This is a genomic window from Streptomyces sp. NPDC030143, from assembly GCF_055573695.1.
In genome coordinates this window covers 1-19,371 of the sequence record NZ_JBVIAY010000033.1, presented here as the reverse complement: position 1 = coordinate 19,371, position 19,371 = coordinate 1, and the positions used below count along the sequence as shown (strand labels likewise).

Annotated in this window: 15 protein-coding genes; 7 read left to right on the top strand and 8 right to left on the bottom strand. The window is 68.0% G+C overall.

Annotated elements, in window-relative coordinates:
- Nucleotides 1-313 precede the first annotated feature (313 nt).
- Complete coding sequence (locus ACZ4YY_RS34110; protein WP_468298845.1) at nt 314-898, bottom strand: hypothetical protein; 585 nt, start codon at nt 896-898, stop codon at nt 314-316.
- A gap of 46 nt (nt 899-944) precedes the next feature.
- Complete coding sequence (locus ACZ4YY_RS34105) at nt 945-1,430, bottom strand: hypothetical protein (protein ID WP_468298844.1); 486 nt, start codon at nt 1,428-1,430, stop codon at nt 945-947.
- 686 nt (nt 1,431-2,116) lie between these two features.
- Between ACZ4YY_RS34105 and ACZ4YY_RS34100 the strand changes: the two genes are divergently transcribed.
- Nucleotides 2,117-3,331 carry an RICIN domain-containing protein gene (locus ACZ4YY_RS34100; protein WP_468298843.1) on the top strand — a complete coding sequence of 405 codons (1,215 nt, stop codon included), beginning with the start codon at nt 2,117-2,119 and terminating at the stop codon, nt 3,329-3,331.
- Nucleotides 3,332-3,382: 51 nt separating this feature from the next.
- Here the strand turns inward: ACZ4YY_RS34100 and ACZ4YY_RS34095 are convergent, their stop codons facing one another.
- Both ACZ4YY_RS34095 and ACZ4YY_RS34090 read right to left on the bottom strand, forming a co-directional pair.
- Nucleotides 3,383-3,934 carry a hypothetical protein gene (locus ACZ4YY_RS34095; RefSeq protein ID WP_468298885.1) on the bottom strand — a complete coding sequence of 184 codons (552 nt, stop codon included), beginning with the start codon at nt 3,932-3,934 and terminating at the stop codon, nt 3,383-3,385.
- A gap of 43 nt (nt 3,935-3,977) precedes the next feature.
- Nucleotides 3,978-5,069 carry a hypothetical protein gene (locus ACZ4YY_RS34090; protein WP_468298842.1) on the bottom strand — a complete coding sequence of 364 codons (1,092 nt, stop codon included), beginning with the start codon at nt 5,067-5,069 and terminating at the stop codon, nt 3,978-3,980.
- Nucleotides 5,070-5,472: 403 nt separating this feature from the next.
- On the opposite strand from ACZ4YY_RS34090, the gene ACZ4YY_RS34085 reads away from it, so the two are divergent.
- From ACZ4YY_RS34085 to ACZ4YY_RS34065, 5 genes are all read left to right on the top strand, one after another.
- Entirely contained in the window at nt 5,473-6,192 is a 720-nt protein-coding gene (locus ACZ4YY_RS34085; protein WP_468298841.1) for a hypothetical protein, read from the top strand.
- A gap of 67 nt (nt 6,193-6,259) precedes the next feature.
- Entirely contained in the window at nt 6,260-8,107 is a 1,848-nt protein-coding gene (locus ACZ4YY_RS34080; protein ID WP_468298840.1) for an FG-GAP-like repeat-containing protein, read from the top strand.
- 531 nt (nt 8,108-8,638) lie between these two features.
- The gene (locus tag ACZ4YY_RS34075) at nt 8,639-9,691 is read left to right on the top strand and encodes a PLL family lectin (protein ID WP_468298839.1); all 1,053 of its coding nucleotides are present in this window, start codon (nt 8,639-8,641) and stop codon (nt 9,689-9,691) included.
- Nucleotides 9,692-10,449: 758 nt separating this feature from the next.
- Entirely contained in the window at nt 10,450-12,762 is a 2,313-nt protein-coding gene (locus ACZ4YY_RS34070) for a molybdopterin-dependent oxidoreductase (RefSeq protein ID WP_468298838.1), read from the top strand.
- A gap of 137 nt (nt 12,763-12,899) precedes the next feature.
- Nucleotides 12,900-13,451, top strand: a complete 552-nt coding sequence (locus ACZ4YY_RS34065) for an EF-hand domain-containing protein (RefSeq protein ID WP_468298837.1) — start codon at nt 12,900-12,902, stop codon at nt 13,449-13,451.
- 707 nt (nt 13,452-14,158) lie between these two features.
- Here the strand turns inward: ACZ4YY_RS34065 and ACZ4YY_RS34060 are convergent.
- The 4 genes from ACZ4YY_RS34060 to ACZ4YY_RS34045 form a co-directional block, all read right to left on the bottom strand.
- Nucleotides 14,159-14,296: an ATP-dependent DNA ligase gene (locus ACZ4YY_RS34060; protein WP_468298836.1), complete on the bottom strand. Its 138-nt coding sequence runs from the start codon at nt 14,294-14,296 to the stop codon at nt 14,159-14,161.
- A 380-nt stretch (nt 14,297-14,676) separates the two neighbouring features.
- Entirely contained in the window at nt 14,677-16,122 is a 1,446-nt protein-coding gene (locus ACZ4YY_RS34055) for a family 43 glycosylhydrolase (RefSeq protein WP_468298883.1), read from the bottom strand.
- A 257-nt stretch (nt 16,123-16,379) separates the two neighbouring features.
- Nucleotides 16,380-17,810 (bottom strand): glycoside hydrolase family 43 protein, encoded by a 1,431-nt coding sequence (locus ACZ4YY_RS34050; protein WP_468298835.1) that lies wholly within the window; start codon nt 17,808-17,810, stop codon nt 16,380-16,382.
- Between the two features lie 16 nt (nt 17,811-17,826).
- Nucleotides 17,827-18,234, bottom strand: a complete 408-nt coding sequence (locus ACZ4YY_RS34045) for a hypothetical protein (RefSeq protein ID WP_468298834.1) — start codon at nt 18,232-18,234, stop codon at nt 17,827-17,829.
- A gap of 691 nt (nt 18,235-18,925) precedes the next feature.
- On the opposite strand from ACZ4YY_RS34045, the gene ACZ4YY_RS34040 reads away from it, so the two are divergent.
- Nucleotides 18,926-19,371: family 43 glycosylhydrolase (locus ACZ4YY_RS34040; protein ID WP_468298833.1), on the top strand; the 446-nt coding region annotated here is incomplete at its 3' end.

The window sequence follows — 19,371 nt, the reverse complement described above, 5'->3', positions numbered from 1 at the left end:
CCTCGGTCAGCAGTACCTCGGCTCGGCCTGCGCACCGACGTCGACGGCGAGGGCGACACCGAGTTGGACGTGATGGTGCCGTGCCCGCCCGAGCGGCGACCTGGACAACGACGAGGACATCGTCTGCGCCGTCCACGGCCCGAACAACGGCGACGCCCAGGGCGACGACCCCGACGGCCGCGCCGACCTCGAAACACAGGCCCAGGGAGTTGACGTCAGCCGAGAAGTCAGCGGCGAACCCCGCTCGGGGCACATCGATCCGGCGCGAAAATGAGTTGAGCCCGTCGCCACGGTCGTGGGTGCGAGGGGTTCGTCAGGATGAGGCCGGTTCGCCGGAACGCGGTTCGTACAGTGCCCCGCCCCGGTCTGTCAGGCTCGGGGTGCGCTGGGCGGCGACCGTACGGCGGCACGCCTGCTCGGTGTCGCCGTCGTGATAGGAGCACGCCCCCGCGTCGATGTCCAGCAGGGTGCGCGTCATCGTGGTGGTCGGCGCTGACAGCTCCCGGGCGCGCTGCTGGCTCTCGTTCGCGCGGCTGGTGTCTGCGTGCTTGGTGTAGGCGTGGCTGAGGTGGACGTGGTGTTGCTGCTCGCCGTACGTCAGCCAGGTGTCCGACCGCCCGCTCTCGGGGAGCCGTTCCATGAGGGTGTCGGCGGCGGCGAGCGCGGCGCGGGCCTGCTCGCTCTGGTGGTTGAGGGCGTAGGCACGAGCGGCGACCGCGGCCGCCAGCGTCGCCGCGGCGGTCGGCTGGGTGCCGGCGATGCGGCGGACCTGTTCGGCGAGGCTGGCCGCTGCCCTCGGAGCGCCGTAGTTGAGCGGCACCATCGCCTCGTGGGCGAGGACCCACGCGTGCAACTCGTCGTCGGATTCGGCGGCGGCCCGGGCGGCCGTGGAGAACAAGGCACGGGACTCCCGGCGGCTGCCCAGGTCGTGTAGGACAATCGCGTCATCCCGGCCATCTGCCCGGCCGTACGGCACAGCCGCGCCCGGACCGGTGCGGGCTGAGGGACGGAGAGCAACGGACGCAGAGTCGTAAGGTCCGTGCCCAGGTCGGCCAGACGCGGGTGGGCTGTTGGCCGTGGTAACCGTACCCGTAGCTTTCGGTAGCGGCCTCGAGGTCGGCCAGGTCCTGGGGTACGTCGGGGGAGAGGGTCTGGTCGACGTCGCTCCAGGCGGCGGTGAGGGCGGCGATTGCTGGGGCGGTGAGGCCGGCGGTGAGCGCGCCGCGCACCAGGTTGCGGCGCTTCATCGGGTCATCTCCATGGTTGGACTCCGTGCTGAGGGCGGCGGTTTCCTCCCAGGGCTGCGCAGCGAGCCCCAGGAGCGCACCGGGAATGCGCAGTCCGCCGGCGATTCGCTCGACAGTTGCCAGCGCGGTGACGGATGTGGTGCCCCGGGTGATCTGGCTGACGCGCTCGGCTTGAGCGCGCACGCCTCCGCGATGCGCGGCAGGTGGGAGAGGCGCTCGCGTTGGGCCTCTCGTCACGCCTTGTGCAGGGTGATCGCCTTTCGACGATGCGGGCGGTTGTCACCGCTGCATGTTGCGACGCGACAGCGACAACGTCGTCTGCTTCGTCAACGCCGTGCCTGTCGTTCCCTCGTGAGGGTGGCTGATCTTTCGGTCGCGTGTCGACGAGTGCGTTGGGCTTGCGCAGGAGGCGCCCCAAAGCCGTAGATCGGCAAACGCTCCGTTTCCAGACAGTGGTGTCATCCGGCGTCCAGCTTTTCGTTCTGTTTGTCCGCTCTGGGCGTCACCATCAGGTCGGCGGTCGGGTGAACAGTGAAGGGACGATGATGAGCACTGCAAGCACGGGAGCTGGAGATGGCGAGCACTCTGTTCGCCTGATCAGCACGGTTGCGGGAACCGGTACTGCGGGGGGACCCAAAGGGGACAGGGAGCTGGCCGTTTCGGCTCTGTTGAACGGTCCGTACGGGGTCGCGGTGGACCGCGACGGGACCCTCTACATCTGCGAGTACATCGGCCATCGGGTCCGGAAGGTCACGACTGACGGAAAGATCAGCACGGTCGCGGGGACGGGGAGCCCGGGACGTGGGGCAGAGGGTGTCTCTGCCGCCTCAGCCCCGCTGACCTACCCGCGCGGGATTGCCGTGGACAGCGTGGGCGATCTCTACATCGCCGACTGCGGCAACCACCGGATCCGGAAGATCACGATGGCCGACGGGAAGATCCGTACGTTCGCCGGGACGGGTACCGGGACCTATGGCGGTGACGGCGTCTTGGCCACCACCGCCCATCTGAACACGCCGCTGGATGTCGCGGTGGACGGCGCAGGCGACGTCTACGTCGCCGACCACGGCAACCACCGGATCCGGAAGATCACGGCTGCTGATGGGAAGATCAGCACGGTCGCCGGGGCGGGCACCCCGGGCTTGGCCCCTGACGGTACCCTCGCCACCGCCGCTCAGTTGAAGTACCCCAGCGCGGTGGCGGTGGACAGTGCAGGCAACATCTACATCGCCGAGTCGGGCAACCAGCGGGTCCGGAAGGTCACGAAGGCCGATGGGAAGATCAGAACGGTCGCCGGCACAGGTGCCGCGACCTTCGGCGGTGACGGCGTCCAGGCTGCCTCGGCACCGCTGTCCTCGCCCATGGCAGTGGTGGTGGACAGCACCGACACTCTCTACATCGCCGACACCAACAACCACCGGGTCCGAAAGGTTGCGGCCGACGGAACGATCACCACGGTCGCCGGCACGGGCGCCGCGACCTTCGACGGTGACGGCGAGTCGGCCGCTTCGGCCAAGCTGAGCAGCCCGCACGGGCTCGCCGTGGATTGCGTCGACACCCTCTACATCGCCGACTACACCAACCACCGGATCCGAAAGGTCACGTCGGCGAAGCTGGCCGGGCTGCCCGATTCGGGCACGGTGGTCTCCTGGGCCAACGTCCGCAGCAGGTTGCGGATGTCGGTCGTGCGTGAGTCCACCAAGGAGGGGGCCGAGGTCCACCAGATCCTCACCGCCCCGAGGGATCACCAGCGATGGCGGCTCATCGCGGCGGGCCAGGACGACGGCGAGGTCCTGTACCGGATCGAGAACGTGCGCAGCGGCAAGGTCCTGGAGGTCGTCGGAGCGCAGGAGAGCGAGGGGGCGGTGGTGGCGCAGCGCGCCTACGACGGCGCTGACGCGCACCACCAGCACTGGCGCCTGATCCCTGTGGGCTCGGTGACCGATTCTCCGCGGGTGTATGAGATCGCGAACCGCAACAGTGGTCTGCTCCTGGGAGTCGACACCAACGCCCGTACGGTGATCAAGCAGTACGAGGCGGCGGGTGCTCCCCGGGACCGTCAGTGGCAGCTGCTCCCGGTGTGACGCACGAGGAGGCAGGGGCGGTCATGCCCCTGCCTCCTCGTGGCTTGAGCGCTACTGGGAGCCGGACGGTTCCTCGGTGGTCGTTTCGGTCGTCTTGGTCTTCCCCAGCTTCTGTGGAGGCTCGGCGGCCGCTTGGGGCGCCTTGGGGGGCGGTGCGGCCGTGGGTGGCTCCGGAGCCTCGGGGGCCTTGGCGTAAGCCTCCTTGTCCGGCTTGTCCTGGAGGTCCTCGTTCTTTTGCAGGCCGCCTTCCCTCTTCACCGTCTCACTCGCCTTTGACATGCCGGCGGACGCTGTGCCGGAGACCGAGTGGGCGTGGGCGTGCTGGGACTGCGTACGGGCCGAGTCCCGGGTGGTCTGGATGAAGGAGCCGAGGATGCCCATGATGACCCGCGCTTCGGGTGACTGCTCCTGTACGACTTTCGCCCGGGAGGATGCCCCGTGGATCGAATGGACGAACAGGCTCGTGTTCTTGTCGTCGTATGTGTCCTCCTGGGCGTCCTCGAAGTCGACGTCCGCACCCGGCTGCGACTCGGCTGCGCCGGCCTCCACCGAGAAGAGCCCGGCGCTGTTCTGCGCGAAACCGAAAATATTGTCGAACACCATGGTCATCACCCCTGGTCGTCGTCGTGGCGGTGCTGCCGGCCGGTCAAGGTCCCTTGTACAGGGCTCGTGGGCTGAAGGTCAGGGGCTCGGCTTCGAACATCGTGTGGTGGACGTCCAGGGAGGACACGACCTCCATCCGCCCCTTCATGCGGTATCCGCCGCCGGCCAGGTTGATGTCGGCGATGTCGCGGGCGACCACTTGGGCGAGGCCGGGGAAGGCCCCGGGCTGCGGGGGAGACAGGACCGGAACCGGCACGGCGTATCTCACCGCGAGGAACCCGGCGAAGGTCACCGGGATCTCGTACTCGTAATGCCTGTGGGCACGCCGCTGCGTGGCGATGGTTTCCACACGGGAGTCCTTCGGGACCTTGCCGGAGATCTGGGATTTCGAGGTCCAGCTGGTCGTCAGGGAGCCGCCGACGGTGGCCGCGAGGCCCAGTGCCAGTTGCGCGTTGAGGGAAGCGCTGCCGGTGGCGCTGCCCTGGGTCGTGAACGCCACCGAGTTCGTCACGGAGTTGGACGCGGTGTTGCCCGTCGAGTTCGTCGTGGCCGTTTCGTTGGCGTTGGCGTTGTCGACCCCGACGCTGTCCTTGCTGTTCTTGTTGGTCACCGTGTTGGCGTTCTTGTTCGCCATGTCGTTCCGCAGCTGTGTCCCGAACTGGGCCTGGAGGTCCATCTTGAGCTGGTTCTGCAGCTGCAATTGCAGCTGTGCGCCGATGCTGCCGCCGAAGGTGAGTTTGGCGTCCCCGTGGAGCGACCACGTCACTCCGTTCGACACGGTGAATTCGACCGCGTCGGTGAAGGTCATCTCGTGCGTGTCGCTGCGGTTGACGTAGGCGCGTGAGGAGAACGTGTCCGGCGGGGGCGGAGTGATGTCGCCCCGCTCCTCGATCAGCGGTTCTCCAAGATTCATGTAGGCGAGCCAGCCCAGATCGAACGCGGAGCCGGTGAAAGTGCCGGAGCTCGACTTGTTGATGGAGATGCCGACGGGCTTGTGCTGCACGCCGTTGTTGTCGGTGTAGACCAGGTTGGGGTGGTTCAGGAGGGACGGCAGGTCGATGCTGAGTTCCCGCAGGTTCTTTTTCGTCAGCGGATGGCGCTTGAACCGTTCCAGGTTGTAAGCAGTGGAAGGCATTCCCCGTCCTCGGCTGATTCTCTCCGAAACGCGCTCGATGGAACCGAACAGGCATCTGCGCGCTTTCCGAAATTCGAAGCTATCAGCGGCCTCATTTCCCGGGAAGAAGCCTTCACATATCGCACTCAATCGAGTGAAAGGCATTCGCTGGCCGTCCCCAAGTCGCCGAGATTCACGGTAACTTGAAGCGCTGCCGGCCGCTCGATCGGGGGCTTCGAAAAATCTGCAAACGCTTGTTGCAGCCGTGATTCAGGTGACGGTTAGGGTGTTTGATTCGGCCGTCCATAAAGGCCGGATTATTTCGATCCAGGGCGGTTAAAGCCTTCGGTTGTGCCGCGCGGCAAAGCGCTGCACTGTGGCTGGCTTGAATGTTCTCCACTTCAAGAACAGGTGAGGTCTGGCGATGTACACCCAAGAACGCACGGCGATGTCGAATCTGGTGGTCGGCGGCCCGGTGGCGGTGAACAGCTACGACAACGCGATCGTGGCCGCGCTGGTCGAAAACCGGCCGGTCATGCTCGTCCACGCCTTCAACGGCGGCTTCCTGCGGCCCGTCGAGCTGAAGGACAGCGTCCACGACAAGGGAGTCAAGCTGTCCACCGCGCTCGACTCGGCCACCAAGGAGGCGCAGGGCCACCTGTGGCACATCACCCCCGCCGGCTTCTTCGGACAGCGACCGCTGTACTTCATCGAGAGCGCCGCGGGCCAGGTGACACCCAAGCCCACCGGCGCCGGCCAGGCCGACGCGGGGCGCGGCGACGACGGCGCGCCCAAGCCGCAGCGTCGGCGCATCACCGTCCATCAGAAAGCCCCCGAGGCAACGGCCGACACCGTCCAGGTGGGCCTGCCCGACAAGGTCGGTGACCTGTGGCGCGGGAAGAACGGCGCGCCCGAGGACACCCAGCTGTGGGTCGTCACGCTGACGCCGTGGGGCGGGATCACCTTCGTCCCCATCACCCACCCCGACGCCATCCTCGGCTTCAAGGACCACGCGGTGGCAGCCGACAGCGAGGTGCGCGTGACCTACAACTGGGGCGGGGACTTCACCGGGACGGTCATCAACACGTTCTACCCGCGGCTGCCCAACGAGTGGAACGTCCCCTACCACCACGTCTTCACATGAGCCGCGGCAGCCTCCCCGTCACACCTGTCCCGAGCCCACGCCCCTACCGCCTGGAAGAGGCACCACGATGCCCGTGCCCACGCAAGAACTGAAACTTCAGATCGTCAACGCCGCCACGGGGAAGAGCCTCGGCGCCAGGTCCACGCCGGGAACGGACGGGGCACTGGTCGTGCGTGAGTTCCCTGACGGTGGCCCCGACCCGGAGCCGTGGCAGCTCACCCCCGTACAGGCCACGCGAGGCGGGCCGGCACAAGACGAGCAGGCCTATGTGATCCGCAACGCGGTCAGCGGCAAGGTCCTCGACAACCCCGCCGCCGCGGACCGCGGCGTCCGCCAGTGGGACGCCACCGCTGGCAGGAAGGCCCAGCACTGGCACCTCGTCCCCGTCGACGGCGAAGCCGGCCTCTACTTCATCGAAGACGCCACCGACGGCGCCGTCCTCGACCTCGCCGACCCCACACCGGACGACATCCGGATCGTCCTGCGCGAGCACGACGACAGCGCGACAAGCCAGCACTGGCGGTTCATCCCGGCCACCCCCGAGCGCACCAGCGACCCCGTCCTGCACTGGGCACCACTGAGCCACTGGAACAGCCGCCAGTCCTGGCGACTGTCCCGCTCGGCCGCGCTGCGGCCGGCCCCCGCAGCGACACCCTCCTTCAGCGACATGCTGCTGGTCGTCAAGCGGTTCGGAAGCGACCAGGACGCCGGCGCATGGCAGAGCCTCGGAGCCAGTCGTTCCACTGGCGGCCAAGCAGGCCGGTGGGCCGGGCTCGGTGACCGGTTCCTCGCCGACACCACCGGAGCGGGGCAAGCGGACATCGTCGGACTCAAACCCGCGAAGGGAGCTGTGACGGCCGCCAGCCAAGGCGACGGCACCTTCAGGGACGACGAGCGCGTCCTGCACCCACCCCTACCCTCCCCGAGCCCCGAGGACCTGTGGACCCTCGCGGACACGACGGGTGACGGCAGGCCCGACGTCGTCGTCCTCGCCGCCGACGGTGTCCGCGTGTTCCTGCAGGACGAGAACAAGAAATTCGCGCCCGCGAGCGGCGAGCCGGCCATCAAGGCGTTCGGCCACGGACAGCCCGCCGGCGGGTGGGTTGCCGACAAGCATCCCCGCTTCGTCACCGACACCACCGGTGACGGCCGCGCCGACATCGTGGGCTTCCACGACGACGGCGTCTGGATCTCACTCCAGGACGAGGAAGGAAAGTTCGCACCCCTCGCCGCGGAACCGGCTCTCCGGGCATTCGGCCACGACGAGAAGGCGGGCGGGTGGGTTGCCGACAGGCACCCCCGCTTCGTCACCGACACCACCGGTGACGGCCGCACGGACATCGTGGGCTTCCACGACGACGGCGTCTGGATCTCACTCCAGGACGAGGAAGGAAAGTTCGCCGACCCTCTGTGGGTCCTCGACGACTTCGGGGTCGACCAGGGGTGGAGCTCGGTCGAGGAGCACCCCCGGTCCCTGGTCCGGACCGCCGACGGCGGAGCTGTGGACATCGTCGGGTTCGGCCCGCAGGGCGTCGTCGTCGCCCGTGGGCGCGGCGACGGCACGTTCGAGCCCTCCCAGCTCGTCCTGAACGACTTCGGACTCGCCCAGCGGTGGACGAGCAAGAAGCACCTCCGGTTCCTCGCCGACGTCACCGGCGACGGCAACCCGGACATCGTCGGCTTCGGCGACGAAGGGGTCTGGGTGTCGCACAACCGCGGCGACGGCCGGTTCGAGCAGGCGCAGCTGGTGTGCCGCGGCTTCGGCTACAACGACGACGCAGGCGCCTGGCGGGTCGGCCACCACCCCCGCTTCGTCGCCGACATCACCGGTGACGGACGCATCGACATCGTCGGCTTCGGCGGGCCGGGCGTGTACGTGGCCCGCAACCTCTTCCGCCGCTTCAGAACCCGATAATCCTCCAAGATCCTCCACCGCTGCAGCACGGCGACCGGCCATCGGCGGCGAGTGCGGCTGTCAGGCCGTCCAGCTCGACACCAATGACCGCGCACGCAACGTCACCGTCGCACCCGGCCGGCGCTGAACCAGCCTGTCGGTGGATGGCGCGCCGGCCTGCGGCTCGCAGGCCGGCGACCGCACCGCCTACCGCCTGAAGCGCCGTGGTGCGGCTGATGACCAAGCGGCCCCTCGGTGTCGTACCCGCCGAACCGCAGCGCCCGGGCGAGGCGGGAGCCGGCGAGCGCTCCGACGATTGCCTCGAATCGTCCCGCGGACCGATTCCTGCGAGCCCCTCACCAGGGGCTCGCTGAGGCGGTGACGGGGTCCTTACAGGGGTGCGTTGGCCGACGCCGGCTCCCGGCAGATGTTGACGCTCCGCCAGAGAACCGCAGGACACGCCTGCCCTGCGGTCACGAAAGGCAGTTGAACAAACCCAAGGGGTGGCTCCCCCGGTCAGAGTTCCGGGGGCGGAAGCAGGAGGGGAAGAACATGACGATTCCTTCGACGCCGGGTATGTCCTGGGGCCCGGTGACCTCGCTCGGCGGGCATCTGACGGGTAATCCGGCGGTGGCACCCTCCTCGGACGGCCGGCTAGAGGTGTTCGCCCGCGGCCGCGCGGACAACGCGCTGTCGCACTGTCATCAGCAGACCTGGGGTGGCTGGTCCGAGTGGGAGAACCTGGGCGCCGCCACCTTGGCCGGCGACCCCTGCGCCCTGCACACGGCCGCTCGGCGCATCGGGGTGTTCTTCAAAGACGGGCAGGGCAACCTCGCACATCCCTGGCAGACGGTCATCAACGGCGGCTACGGCGCAGGGAAGGTGCTGGCCAACAACATCGGCGGTAACCCGGTCCCCGGGCTGCACGCCGACGGCCGCCCGGCGGCCTTCTTCCGGGGCACCGACAACGCCCTGTGGCATGTGTGGGAGACCACCAAGTCCGGCTACGGCAACTGGACCGGCCCTGCCGTCCTGGGCGGCACCCTGTCGGGCGACCCGGCCGTGGCGACCGACGCCCGCGGCCGTCTGCAGGTGTTCTTCCGCGGCACCGACGGTCACCTGTGGGTCGTCCGACAGCGCGACGCCAACGACAACGCCTGGGAAAGCCCCCGGAACATCGTGCGGAACATCGGCGGCGACCCCGTCGTCGGCACCAACGCCGACGGACGCCTGGAAGTGTTCTTCCGGGGCACCGACAACGCCCTGTGGCACTTGCCGCAGACCGACGACTACAACGGCTGGGCCACACTGAGCAGCCTCGGCGGCACCCTGACCGGAAACCCGGCCGTCGCCCGGGCCGCCGACGCCCGGCTGGCCACCTTCCACTGGGGCAGCGGCCACCTGTGGGTCAACGAGCAGACCATCGTCAACGGCACCGGCTGGAGCGCCTGGGAGCAGATCGCGCAGAACATCGGCGGCGAGCCCGTCGTCGAGGCCGACGGACACGGACGCCTGGACGTGTTCTTCCACGGGACGGACCACGCCGTTTGGCACATCGCCCAGATGTTCGGCCAGCCGGCAGCGGGATACGCGATCTCCCCCTGACGCCCGCCCCCCAGCCCGAGGGACCAGCGGGTCAACGCCTCCAGCGGGTGCTCGCCGTCGGTGGTGTCAGCGGATCCCGCCGGGCGTGCACCGCGCGAGGCCGGTCGGTAGTGGCGGGGCTCGTGAGTAGGCGTTTTTGAACCTGCCGAGTCGTTGGCGGGAAGCAATGATGAGGAGCCCCTGGGCATCGCCCCGGGGCTCCTCATCGCACTTGGAGACACTGTCCGGACAGGTGGCCGTGCCACCCGGGCTCCCGGGCTCCCGGGCAGGAAAGATAACGAGGACATCGGGAAGGGCCGGCCTGCCGGCCCTTCCCCAGCCGACGGACAGCGCGGGCCGAAACGACCTTCACGTCCTCACGGAGCGGGGGTGTAGGTGACGGTGGCGCCGGCGCAGCCGACGGCGATGTCCTGCAGCCTGTCACGTACCCGGCGCGCTCGACGTCGCCGGGCGGCGCAACGTGCCCCTGTTCGCCGCCATTGACGTCCAGGCCGACGACGGGATGCGCACCACGCTCACCGAACTGCTGGACGACGCGAGCTGATCGCCCGCTACCGGGACGCGATGGACGGACAGGTCGTCGGCCAGATGATGCCGCGTCTGCCGCACAGGGCCAGTTGTGCGTGCACCGACAAGGTTGGGCAGCAGGCCACAGGGGAAGTCTCCGTTTCTGCGGACCGTCGACTGAAGCAGAGCCCTGTGACGTGAGCGTCCGCTGTCCGGGAGCAGGGGAAGCTTCAGGGGGGTGGAGTTGATCCATGGTGGAACGACGCATGCCGGTTGCGACCCACTGGGGAAGTTTTATCGCGGTGGTCGATTCCGGTCGGTTGGTGCGCATTGAGCCGAGGGGCGATGACCCCGCGCCGTCGCCCATCGGCCCCGGAATGGTGACAGCCGCCGACGACAGCGCTCGCGTGTTGCGCCCCGCGGTGCGCAAGGGCTGGCTGAACGGCCTGCCGCGCGCCCACGACACGGCCCGAGGCGCGGACGCTTTCGTGGAGGTGAGCTGGGACGACGCGATCACGCTGGTGAGCGATGAACTCCGCCGAGTGCGTTCACAGCACGGAGACAGCGCGGTATTCGGCGGATCCTACGGCTGGGCGAGTGCAGGCGCGTTCCACAACGCGCAGGGGCAACTCCACCGGTTCCTGGCGTTGGGCGGGGGATACACCGACTCCCGCAACACGTACAGCACCGCGGCTTTAGAGGTCATCCTCCCCCATGTGATCGGCGGGCATCCGTGGAGCTACCAGTCCCGGATGCCGATGTGGGACGAGATCGCCGAGAACTGTGAGCTTGTGGTGGCGTTTGGAGGGCTGGCCCTCAAGAACAGCCAGATCAACCCCGGCGGGCTGGCCAGGCACCAGACGCAGAACCTGCAGCGCCAGTGCCGTGAGGCCGGCGTGCGGTTCGTGAACGTCAGCCCCATCCGCAGCGACACCGCGGGCTTCCTCGAGGCCGAGTGGCTGCCCATCACCCCCAACACCGACACCGCCGCGATGCTCGGCATCGCCCATACGATGCTGGTCAACGGCTGGCACGATGAGGACTTCCTCCGCCGGTGCTGCATCGGCTTCGACCGCTTCGCCTGCTACCTGACCGGCGAACTCGACGGCGTCCCCAAGGACGCTGCCTGGGCAGCGAACATCACGGGCATCAACCGCGACGCGATCACCGACCTCGCTCGCCGCCTCAGCGCGCAACGTTCCCTCATCATGGTCAACTACGCGGTGCAACGGGCAGACCACGGTGAACAGCCGATCTGGATGTCTGTCGTGCTGGCCGCCATGACGGGCTCGATGGGCCGGCCCGGCTGCGGTTGGGGCGCAGGCTACGCGACGATGGACGCGACCGGTGTTGCCAGGGGCCGCCCCTCCGTGGCGTCGATCCCCGGCGTGCCCAACCCTGTCCCGGACTTCATCCCTGTCGCACGGATCGCCGACACCCTGCTGCACCCGGGCAAGACCATCGACTACGACGGCCGGCGCCTCACCTTGCCCGAGCTCCGTCTGGTCTACTGGTGCGGAGGGAACCCGTTCCACCACCACCAGGATCTCCATCGGCTGACCCGAGCCTGGCAGACCCCTGACACGGTGGTGGTTCACGAAGCCTGGTGGAACACCACGGCCAAGTTCGCCGACATCGTCCTTCCCGTCGCCACCAGCTTGGAGCGCGACGACTTCGCCGCCGGATTCTGCGACCCCCACCTCGTTGCGATGCCGAAAGTGCGCGAGCCGGAGGGCGAGTCGCGCACCGACCACCACATCTTCGCCGCCTTGGCCTCCCGGCTCGGATACGAGCAGGAGTTCACGCAGTCGCGCTCCGAGATCGAATGGGTCCGGCACCTGTACGAGCAGACGAGGGCCGAACTCGGCGAGGATGCCGCCTTGCCGGGCTTCGACGACTTCTGGCGAAGCTCCACCGCTGAGCTGCCGGCGTTGAGCGGACCGTTTCCCGGCAGTTTCGAGGCACTCCGTGCAGATCCGCAGCGTTTCCCCCTGGCGACGCCGTCGGGCCGGATCGAGATCTTCTCCGAGGAGATCGACTCGTTCGGCTACGACGACTGCGCCGGGCATCCGACGTGGTTCGAACCGGTTGAGTGGCTCGGTGCCGATCTGTCGGACCGGTTCCCGCTGCATCTGATCTCGAATCAGCCCGCCTCACGACTGCACAGCCAGTACGACAACGGCGGCCACAGCCTCGACTCAAAGATCCGTGGACGTGAACCCGTGACGATCAATCCGCTGGACGCAGCCTCGCGCGGCATAGAGAACGGCATGATCGTACGCGTCTACAACAACCGGGGCAGTTGTCTGGCGGGAGCCGTCCTGTCGGACGACGTCATGCCGGGCGTCGTGCAACTGTCCACCGGAGCGTGGTGGGACCCGGTCCAGCCAGGCCTGAGCGGAACAATGGACCGCCACAGCAATCCGAACGTCCTCACCGCGGACCGGCCGTGCTCGCGCCTGTCCCAAGGACCGAGTGCTCTCAGTGCGCTCGTCGACGTCGAGCTCTACGACCATCCCCTTCCCGAGGTACTCGCCTTTACGCCACCACACCTCGAACACTGACACGAAAGCTTCCGGCCGCTTTCGGGCCTATCCCGGTGTTCGCCATCGTCAAGCGCTTACCAGGCCGGCCTGACCACCAAGACGCACGCCGCGTGCCCGTTTGCGAGTACGTGACCACGTGACTACGGTGCGCAGTCGTGACTGCACTTCAAGACCTCAAGTACGGCCAGTGGTTCAGGGGCGCCGACGTCGACGGAGACGGGTTCATCACCCAGCAGGACGTCCGGATGATGAGCGAGCGTTACATCGCCGCCCGCGGCACCCCGCCGGACTCTGCGACCGCCCGCCTGCTCACCGAGGGCATGGACGGGTTCTGGACGAACGTGATCGCCCCGATGGATCAAGACGGTGACGGAAAGGTCGATCTGCGGGAGATGACCGAAGGATTCAGGCGAGTCCTGACCGACCCCGCCCTGTACCCGGACCAGATCGAGCCGGTGACCAACTGCTTCTTCGACCTGGTCGATCTCAACGGAGACGGCAAGATCGACCAGGCGGAGTTCCAGCAGATGTTCGACTCGGTCGCCGGCGTTCCTGGCGAGGACTGCGCCGCGGTCTTCGCCGCTTTGGACCGGGACGGTTCCGGTGCGCTGGATCGCGCCGAATTCCACCAGGCAGTCGCGGAGTTCTTCTACGGCAACGACCCGGACGCCCCTGCCAACCACCTGTTCGGCAGGGTCGCCGGCTGAGCTCCAGACGTCGGCGAACGCGAGGCCGCCCCGCCGCATCCCATACGACCAGCTCGCCGCCCAACGCGGCCGCATCCGGCAGACGCTTCGGCTCCCGTTTGGGTGGAACCACCTGCCGGGTACTGCCAGGTGGGGCATCAGGGACGGTTGTGGTCCTGGGCGTGCATGTGAGTGTGCATGTGCTCGAACGGGTGGTTGCGGTGGGGAGCACGGAGAACGAGCCGGCCTCGTGCGCGGAGGCGGTGAATCTCTGGTACGAGGCCCGTTGGACGGGCGGCTACGTGGGAGAACACCGACACGCTCGGTTGCGGCCGTGCCTCGGGATACCGGGAAGGCGAGGAATCGCACCAGACGTTCATCGTGTGCAGCTATGCCCCGGCAGGGAACATCATCGGCCAGTTCCGGGCGAACGTGGGAGCACCGACCGGCGGCTGAACGCTCCGAGATGCCTGCGAGGGCCCGCCCTGTCCGCCGTCCTCTCCACGCGCACAGGCGCAGCGGAGCGGCCGGCGGGCGAAGGACGCATCATCAGGCAGGCACGGCCGCAGCCCCGGGCAGAGCGCAGCAACGCCCCACGCCCAAAAGGGCGAAGGGCGAGTCACGGCAGCAAGGCGACCAGCCAGCGCAGCTCACCCGGACCGAGTGCGGCACAGAACTCGAGGCACGAGTCACCCGCCCGGATGCCACGGCGAACTCCGTGGTTGCGCTCAGCGCCGGTGCCCCGTCAGCTCGCCGGCGGCCAGCCGGGGCGCCGGCCGGGAGAGGTCGAGGCGCGCCCGGTGCCAGCGTGCCGCGTGCCGCCAGCTACCGGAGGCGTCGCGGGCGACGTCGACGCCGACTTCCACCACCAGCTCATGCCGAACACGAGCGGCCAGGAACCATCCCCGCACTGGGAGCACGGCAACTGCGGCAGAGGCGGCTGTCCCTGGTAGGGACCATCCCCGCTCGCGCGGAGCACCTCGGCGCGGACACCCACACCCACGCACTCGCGGGACTATCCCCGCTCGCGCGGGGGGCACCCGGGCAGGTACATCGAGATGGAGTGCCGGCAGGGACCATCCCCGCTCGCGCGCGGAGCACCGGTCTCGGAGACGGGGTGCGGCGACGTGATTCTTCGTGTGGCGAGCTGACTCGACCGGGGTGCCGGCGGCTCCAGGAGAGCGCCGGCACCCCCTCTTTTTCTGCCTTCCAAGGCGGGGCGGTCGACAGTGTCGGGTGACAGCGGTCAGGTGGTGGGGACCAGCCGCCACTGCTGGCAGTTGTTGTTCAGCCAGGTCCACTGGCGGACGTCGGTGCCGTTGGCGGTGCCGCAGTTGGCGACGTCGGCGACCTTGCCGCTGTTTTCGTTGACGATCCGCACGTAGTCGCCTGTGGCCGTGTATACCAGGCGGAACTTCTGACAGTTGTTGTTCAGCCAGGACCACTGCCGGATGTCCGTGCCGTCGGCCGTGCCGCAGCTCGCGGTGTCCATGACCTTGCCGGTCGCGACGTTCACCAGCCGGTTGGTGTCGTTGCCCAGGTCCTCGATCCGCCACTTCTGGTTGGCGCTGCCGTTGCAGGTCCACTGGAGGATGTTCGTGCCGTCGGCGATGCCGGCGCCGGACACGTCCAGGCACTTGCCGCTGTTGCGGTTGATCAGGGTGTACGCGGTCGGGGTGGCCGCCGTCTCCCCGGAGGGACCCGGCAGGGTGGTGCCGAGGGCGACGGGGGTGCCGAAGTTGGGTGTGCCGTCGGGGTTCCAGGTGAACTTCTGGGCCCTGGTGGTGCGTTCGTTGCCGCAGCGGTCGGTGGTGGAGTCGTTGGCGTGGTAGACGATCCAGTTCTCGGTGCCGTCGGGCGAGGTGAAGAAGCCGTTGTGGCCGGCGCCGTAGACGCCCGCAGCGTCGTTGCGCTTGAAGACCGGTGACGGATTCTTCGTCCACGCGGCAGAGTCCATCGGGTCGGCACCGGTCAGTTCCAGCTGGCCGAGCTGGTAGTCGGGGGTGTCGCAGGCGCTCGCGGAGTAGATGAGGAAGGTGCGGCCGTCACGCTGCAGCACCTCCGGGCCTTCGTTGATGGCCGCCTTCACGGTTTCCCAGCTGAGGGTCGGCGTGGAGATGACCGTCCAGTTCCCGCTGACCGTGTACGGGTTGGTCATCGGGGCGATGACCAGGCTGGGCGGCGTGCTGCTGTTCGTTCTTCCGCTGCCGACCATGTACGTCCGGCCGTTCACCTCCAGGACGCTCGCGTCGATCAGCCAGTTGGTCGGGTAGAGGTTGGGGCCGGTGATCATCGACTTGTACGTGTAGGGGCCCATCGGGTCCGTGCCGACGCTCTCCAGGACGTGCGTGCGCTGGGTGCCGTTCGCTCCGCAGCACGGTGTGCCGCTCTGCCCGGCGCTGTAGTACAGGTACCAGTGGCCGTCGGAGAAGTGGATCTCCGGGGCCCAGATGTTGGAGTTGCGCGTGGGGGTGGTGTCGGACCAGATCTGCACGTTGGGGGCGGTGGCGAGGCCGGCGAGGGTGGGAGACTTGCGCATGCCCAGGACGCCGGTGAACGTCGTCGTGACGAGGTAGTAGTTGCCGTCGTAGTACTCCAGCCAGGGATCGGCTCCCTTGAAGGACTTCAGCGGGTTCGTGTAGGGGCGGCCGTCCGCTGCGGACGCGGGTCCCTGGGCACAGACCAGCGCCATGAGCAGGGTCACGGCCCCGGCCAACCACAACCTGAGATGACGGAGGATCACGGTACTTCCTTTCCAGATGTCGCTATGCCGAACGTCGTTCGAACGGGATGGGCACGGGCCCGTGCGCGAACGCCGACCACCACCCCCGAGTGCGACGCGGTGGTGGTGTCTCTTGCCTGCATGGGCATGCGCGGAGCGCATGAGGGCGAAAGGAAGGGGATGCCGGCGCTCTCCCGTGGAGCGCCGGCGTCCTTGTCACTGTCGGGTCAGTCCGTCACGCGGAAGGTGGCGTCACCGCGTCCTGTCGCGGTGGTGATCGGGTCGAGCTTCAGGTAGTAGGCGTAGTGGCGGATGTAGCGGTCGGGGTGGTTGTAGGACTGGAAGGAGGACCAGGTGGGGTCGGCGAGGCCGGCGACCTGGCGGAAGGTGGCGTCGGCGGCGAACTGGGCGGTGCCGTCGTTGCGGACCAGCTGGAAGTCGTTGTTGGCGTGGCGCAGGAAGTAGCCGCGGTAGTTCACCGACTCGAAGGAGACGGTGCCCGTGCCCGCGAGACCGGGCCTGATCCGGAACTGGGCGTCCAGGCTGGTGATGTTCTGGTCGATGCGCACGTCGAAGTTGGCGTGCCGTACGTACCGGTCCTGGAAGTTGTACGACTGGAGCCGCTTGGCGGGGATGTCGCTCCAGCGGGCGAGGACACGGGCTTCCTCGGCGGCGGTGAGGTTCAGGATTGAGCCGTGGCGCTTCTTGTTGACGCCCAGGCTGTAGCTGCCCGATGTGGGGAGCTGGTAGGTGCCGACGGCGGAGGGGTTGGTCGTCGTGACCGGCATGTAACCGCGTCCGGAGGAGTACTGGTCGAGGTACAGGGTCCACTCGTTGCGGTCGCGGAACTTCATCCACATGGGGCCCTCGACCTGGGCGCCGGTCAGGCCGATGCCGGAGAGGTTGCCGAGGGGGGTCCAGGTGCCGAGGATCGAGTTGCTGCCTTCGAGGGTGATCTGGCCGTCACCGGAGGCCCGCACGTAGCGGTGGCTGCCGACACCGGCCGGCACCTCGACGATCTGGGTGTCGATGATCTCCTGCATGCCGGGGCGCTCGATGTAGGTCTGCGGGGTGGTGATGGAGCGGAAGTCGCTGGTGCGGGCGTAGAAGATGCGGTGCTTCTTCACGCCGTTGACGGGCACGTTCGTCGCCCAGTACAGGACGTAGTCGTTGGTCTCGGGGTTCCAGATCGCTTCCGGCGCCCAGGCGTTGCGTGCGTCGGGGATCGCGCCGGCGACGTTGAGCAGCCACGGCTCCGACCAGTTGATCAGGTCCGTCGACTCCCACACCACCAGACTGCGGCTGCCGTTGTACACGGCGGCCTCCCAGTTCTGCCCGCAGCTGATGCACAGGTCGGTGGCGATGATCCAGTACTTGCTGCCGTCGGGGGACCTCACCAGTGCGGGGTCGCGCACGCCCTTGGTGCCGATCGTGGAGCGCAGGATCGGCGCCCCGCCGTTGAGGTCGTTCCAGTGCAGGCCGTCCGCGCTGTGCGCGAGGTACATCTGCTGGCCGTTCGACCCCTCCCCGGTGAAGTGCAGCATCAGGTAGCCCGGGTCGGCCGCGGCCGCCCGGTCCGGTGTGATCAAGGCTTGGGATGTGAAGAGCAGGCAGGCGGCGACCAGTATCGCCGCCAGCCGGGAGAGAAGCATGCGCATGTACGTTTCCTACTTTCTACGGGTGCCGCGACGGTGTGGAAGCAGGGTGCGGGACGTGTGACCCCTGGAAGCCGGTGGCTGTGCCGCAGGTGTGTTGCCCGAGCAGGGCCGGGTACGCGGTCGAGGCGCCGACGACGTTGACGCGCTTGCCGCCGTGGCGGGCTCTGAGCCGGTGACGGCCGTCGGCCGCGACCCGCGCGAACTGCTGGTCGTACCGAAGGGGCAGGGCTGCTGGAGTGATGCCTGTGCCATCGGCGGAACTGCCGAGCGAGTTCGGGAGCGTCGTGGTGGCCGCCTGCGCGACGGGGGCGACTGGCCCCGCCCTGGCCGTCGCGCCGCCGGCGAGGACCGGGAGCGCCGTCGCCGTGGCGAACGGCCGGCGGGCGCTTTGTTCCACACCGGTAGATGCGGAAGCAACGCTCATGACAGAGACATCCTTGTTTCACGTCGCGGAGCCGAGGCGGAGACGAGACAGAAGTCCGACCCAACAGGTGTGTCTGATATTTCGAACATTGTTCGGCAATTCGGCGAAAAGTTAGAGGGGAGTGAAAGCAGGTGTCAAGAGGTGTGCATGCAGCAGAAAAGCGTGGCCTCCATCTGCCGGAGTCGGGATCCGTGCCGCCCCGGTCGACCCCGCGTTGCGCGTGAGTGAGTGCTCCTCAAGGTCCCGTGCCATGGCTACGGGCAGCCGGTCGCGCCCGTGGGGCAGGGCAGGTGATTTCCGTTCTTGTTCCCTGTTGTGAGCGACGTGCCCGCCGCGTCTCCCGTGCGTACGACCCAATCAAGGACGCGATGACAGCACTCCTCTTGACATCCCCTCACATCGCCCTCTAACTTTTGGCCGTATTTACGAACACTGTCCCATATTTCGAACGAGTCGGCCTTGGTGCTCTCTTGCTCCGCGTTTCGAGGTAGGGGTGCGACGCGATGTGAGCAGCGCAACCCGCATCCGCCACATCTGTTCCAGGTCTTGGACCGGCCGGCTGCCACCGACACCTCCGGGACCGCGGGACGCGACGCTGCCCAGAGCACGCCGTCCAGCACGCATGGCCGTCGGATCCGTCGTCCCTCCTCCCTTCCCGCTCTCCACGACACGAAACAAGGATGTCTCTGTCATGAGCAGTACTCCCGTCATGGCCGGTGTGGAACAACTACGGCCGCGCGCTTGGCAATGCGTGCAGAGGGGTCCCTCTCTCATCCGCCGACTCCTCGCCACGGCGACGGCGCTCATCGCACTCGTCGCGGTCGGTAGCGCGGTGGCCGCGCCCGAGGCGCAGGCGGCCACGTCGACGTTCACGAACCCGCTGAACAGTTCCGGCGCCGACCCGTACATGACCTACTACAACGGCAACTACTACCTGATGACGACGCCGTACAGCGGGCCGCTGACGATGCGGAAGGCGCCCACGGTCGCGGCGCTGAAGTCGGCTGCGCCGGTGCCGGTGTTCAGTGCCCACGCCGCCGGCCGTGACCGCATGGTCTGGGCTCCGGAGATGCACCTGCTCGACGGTCCCAACGGCAAGCGCTGGTACATCTACTACTCCGCCGGCGGGGGCGACAT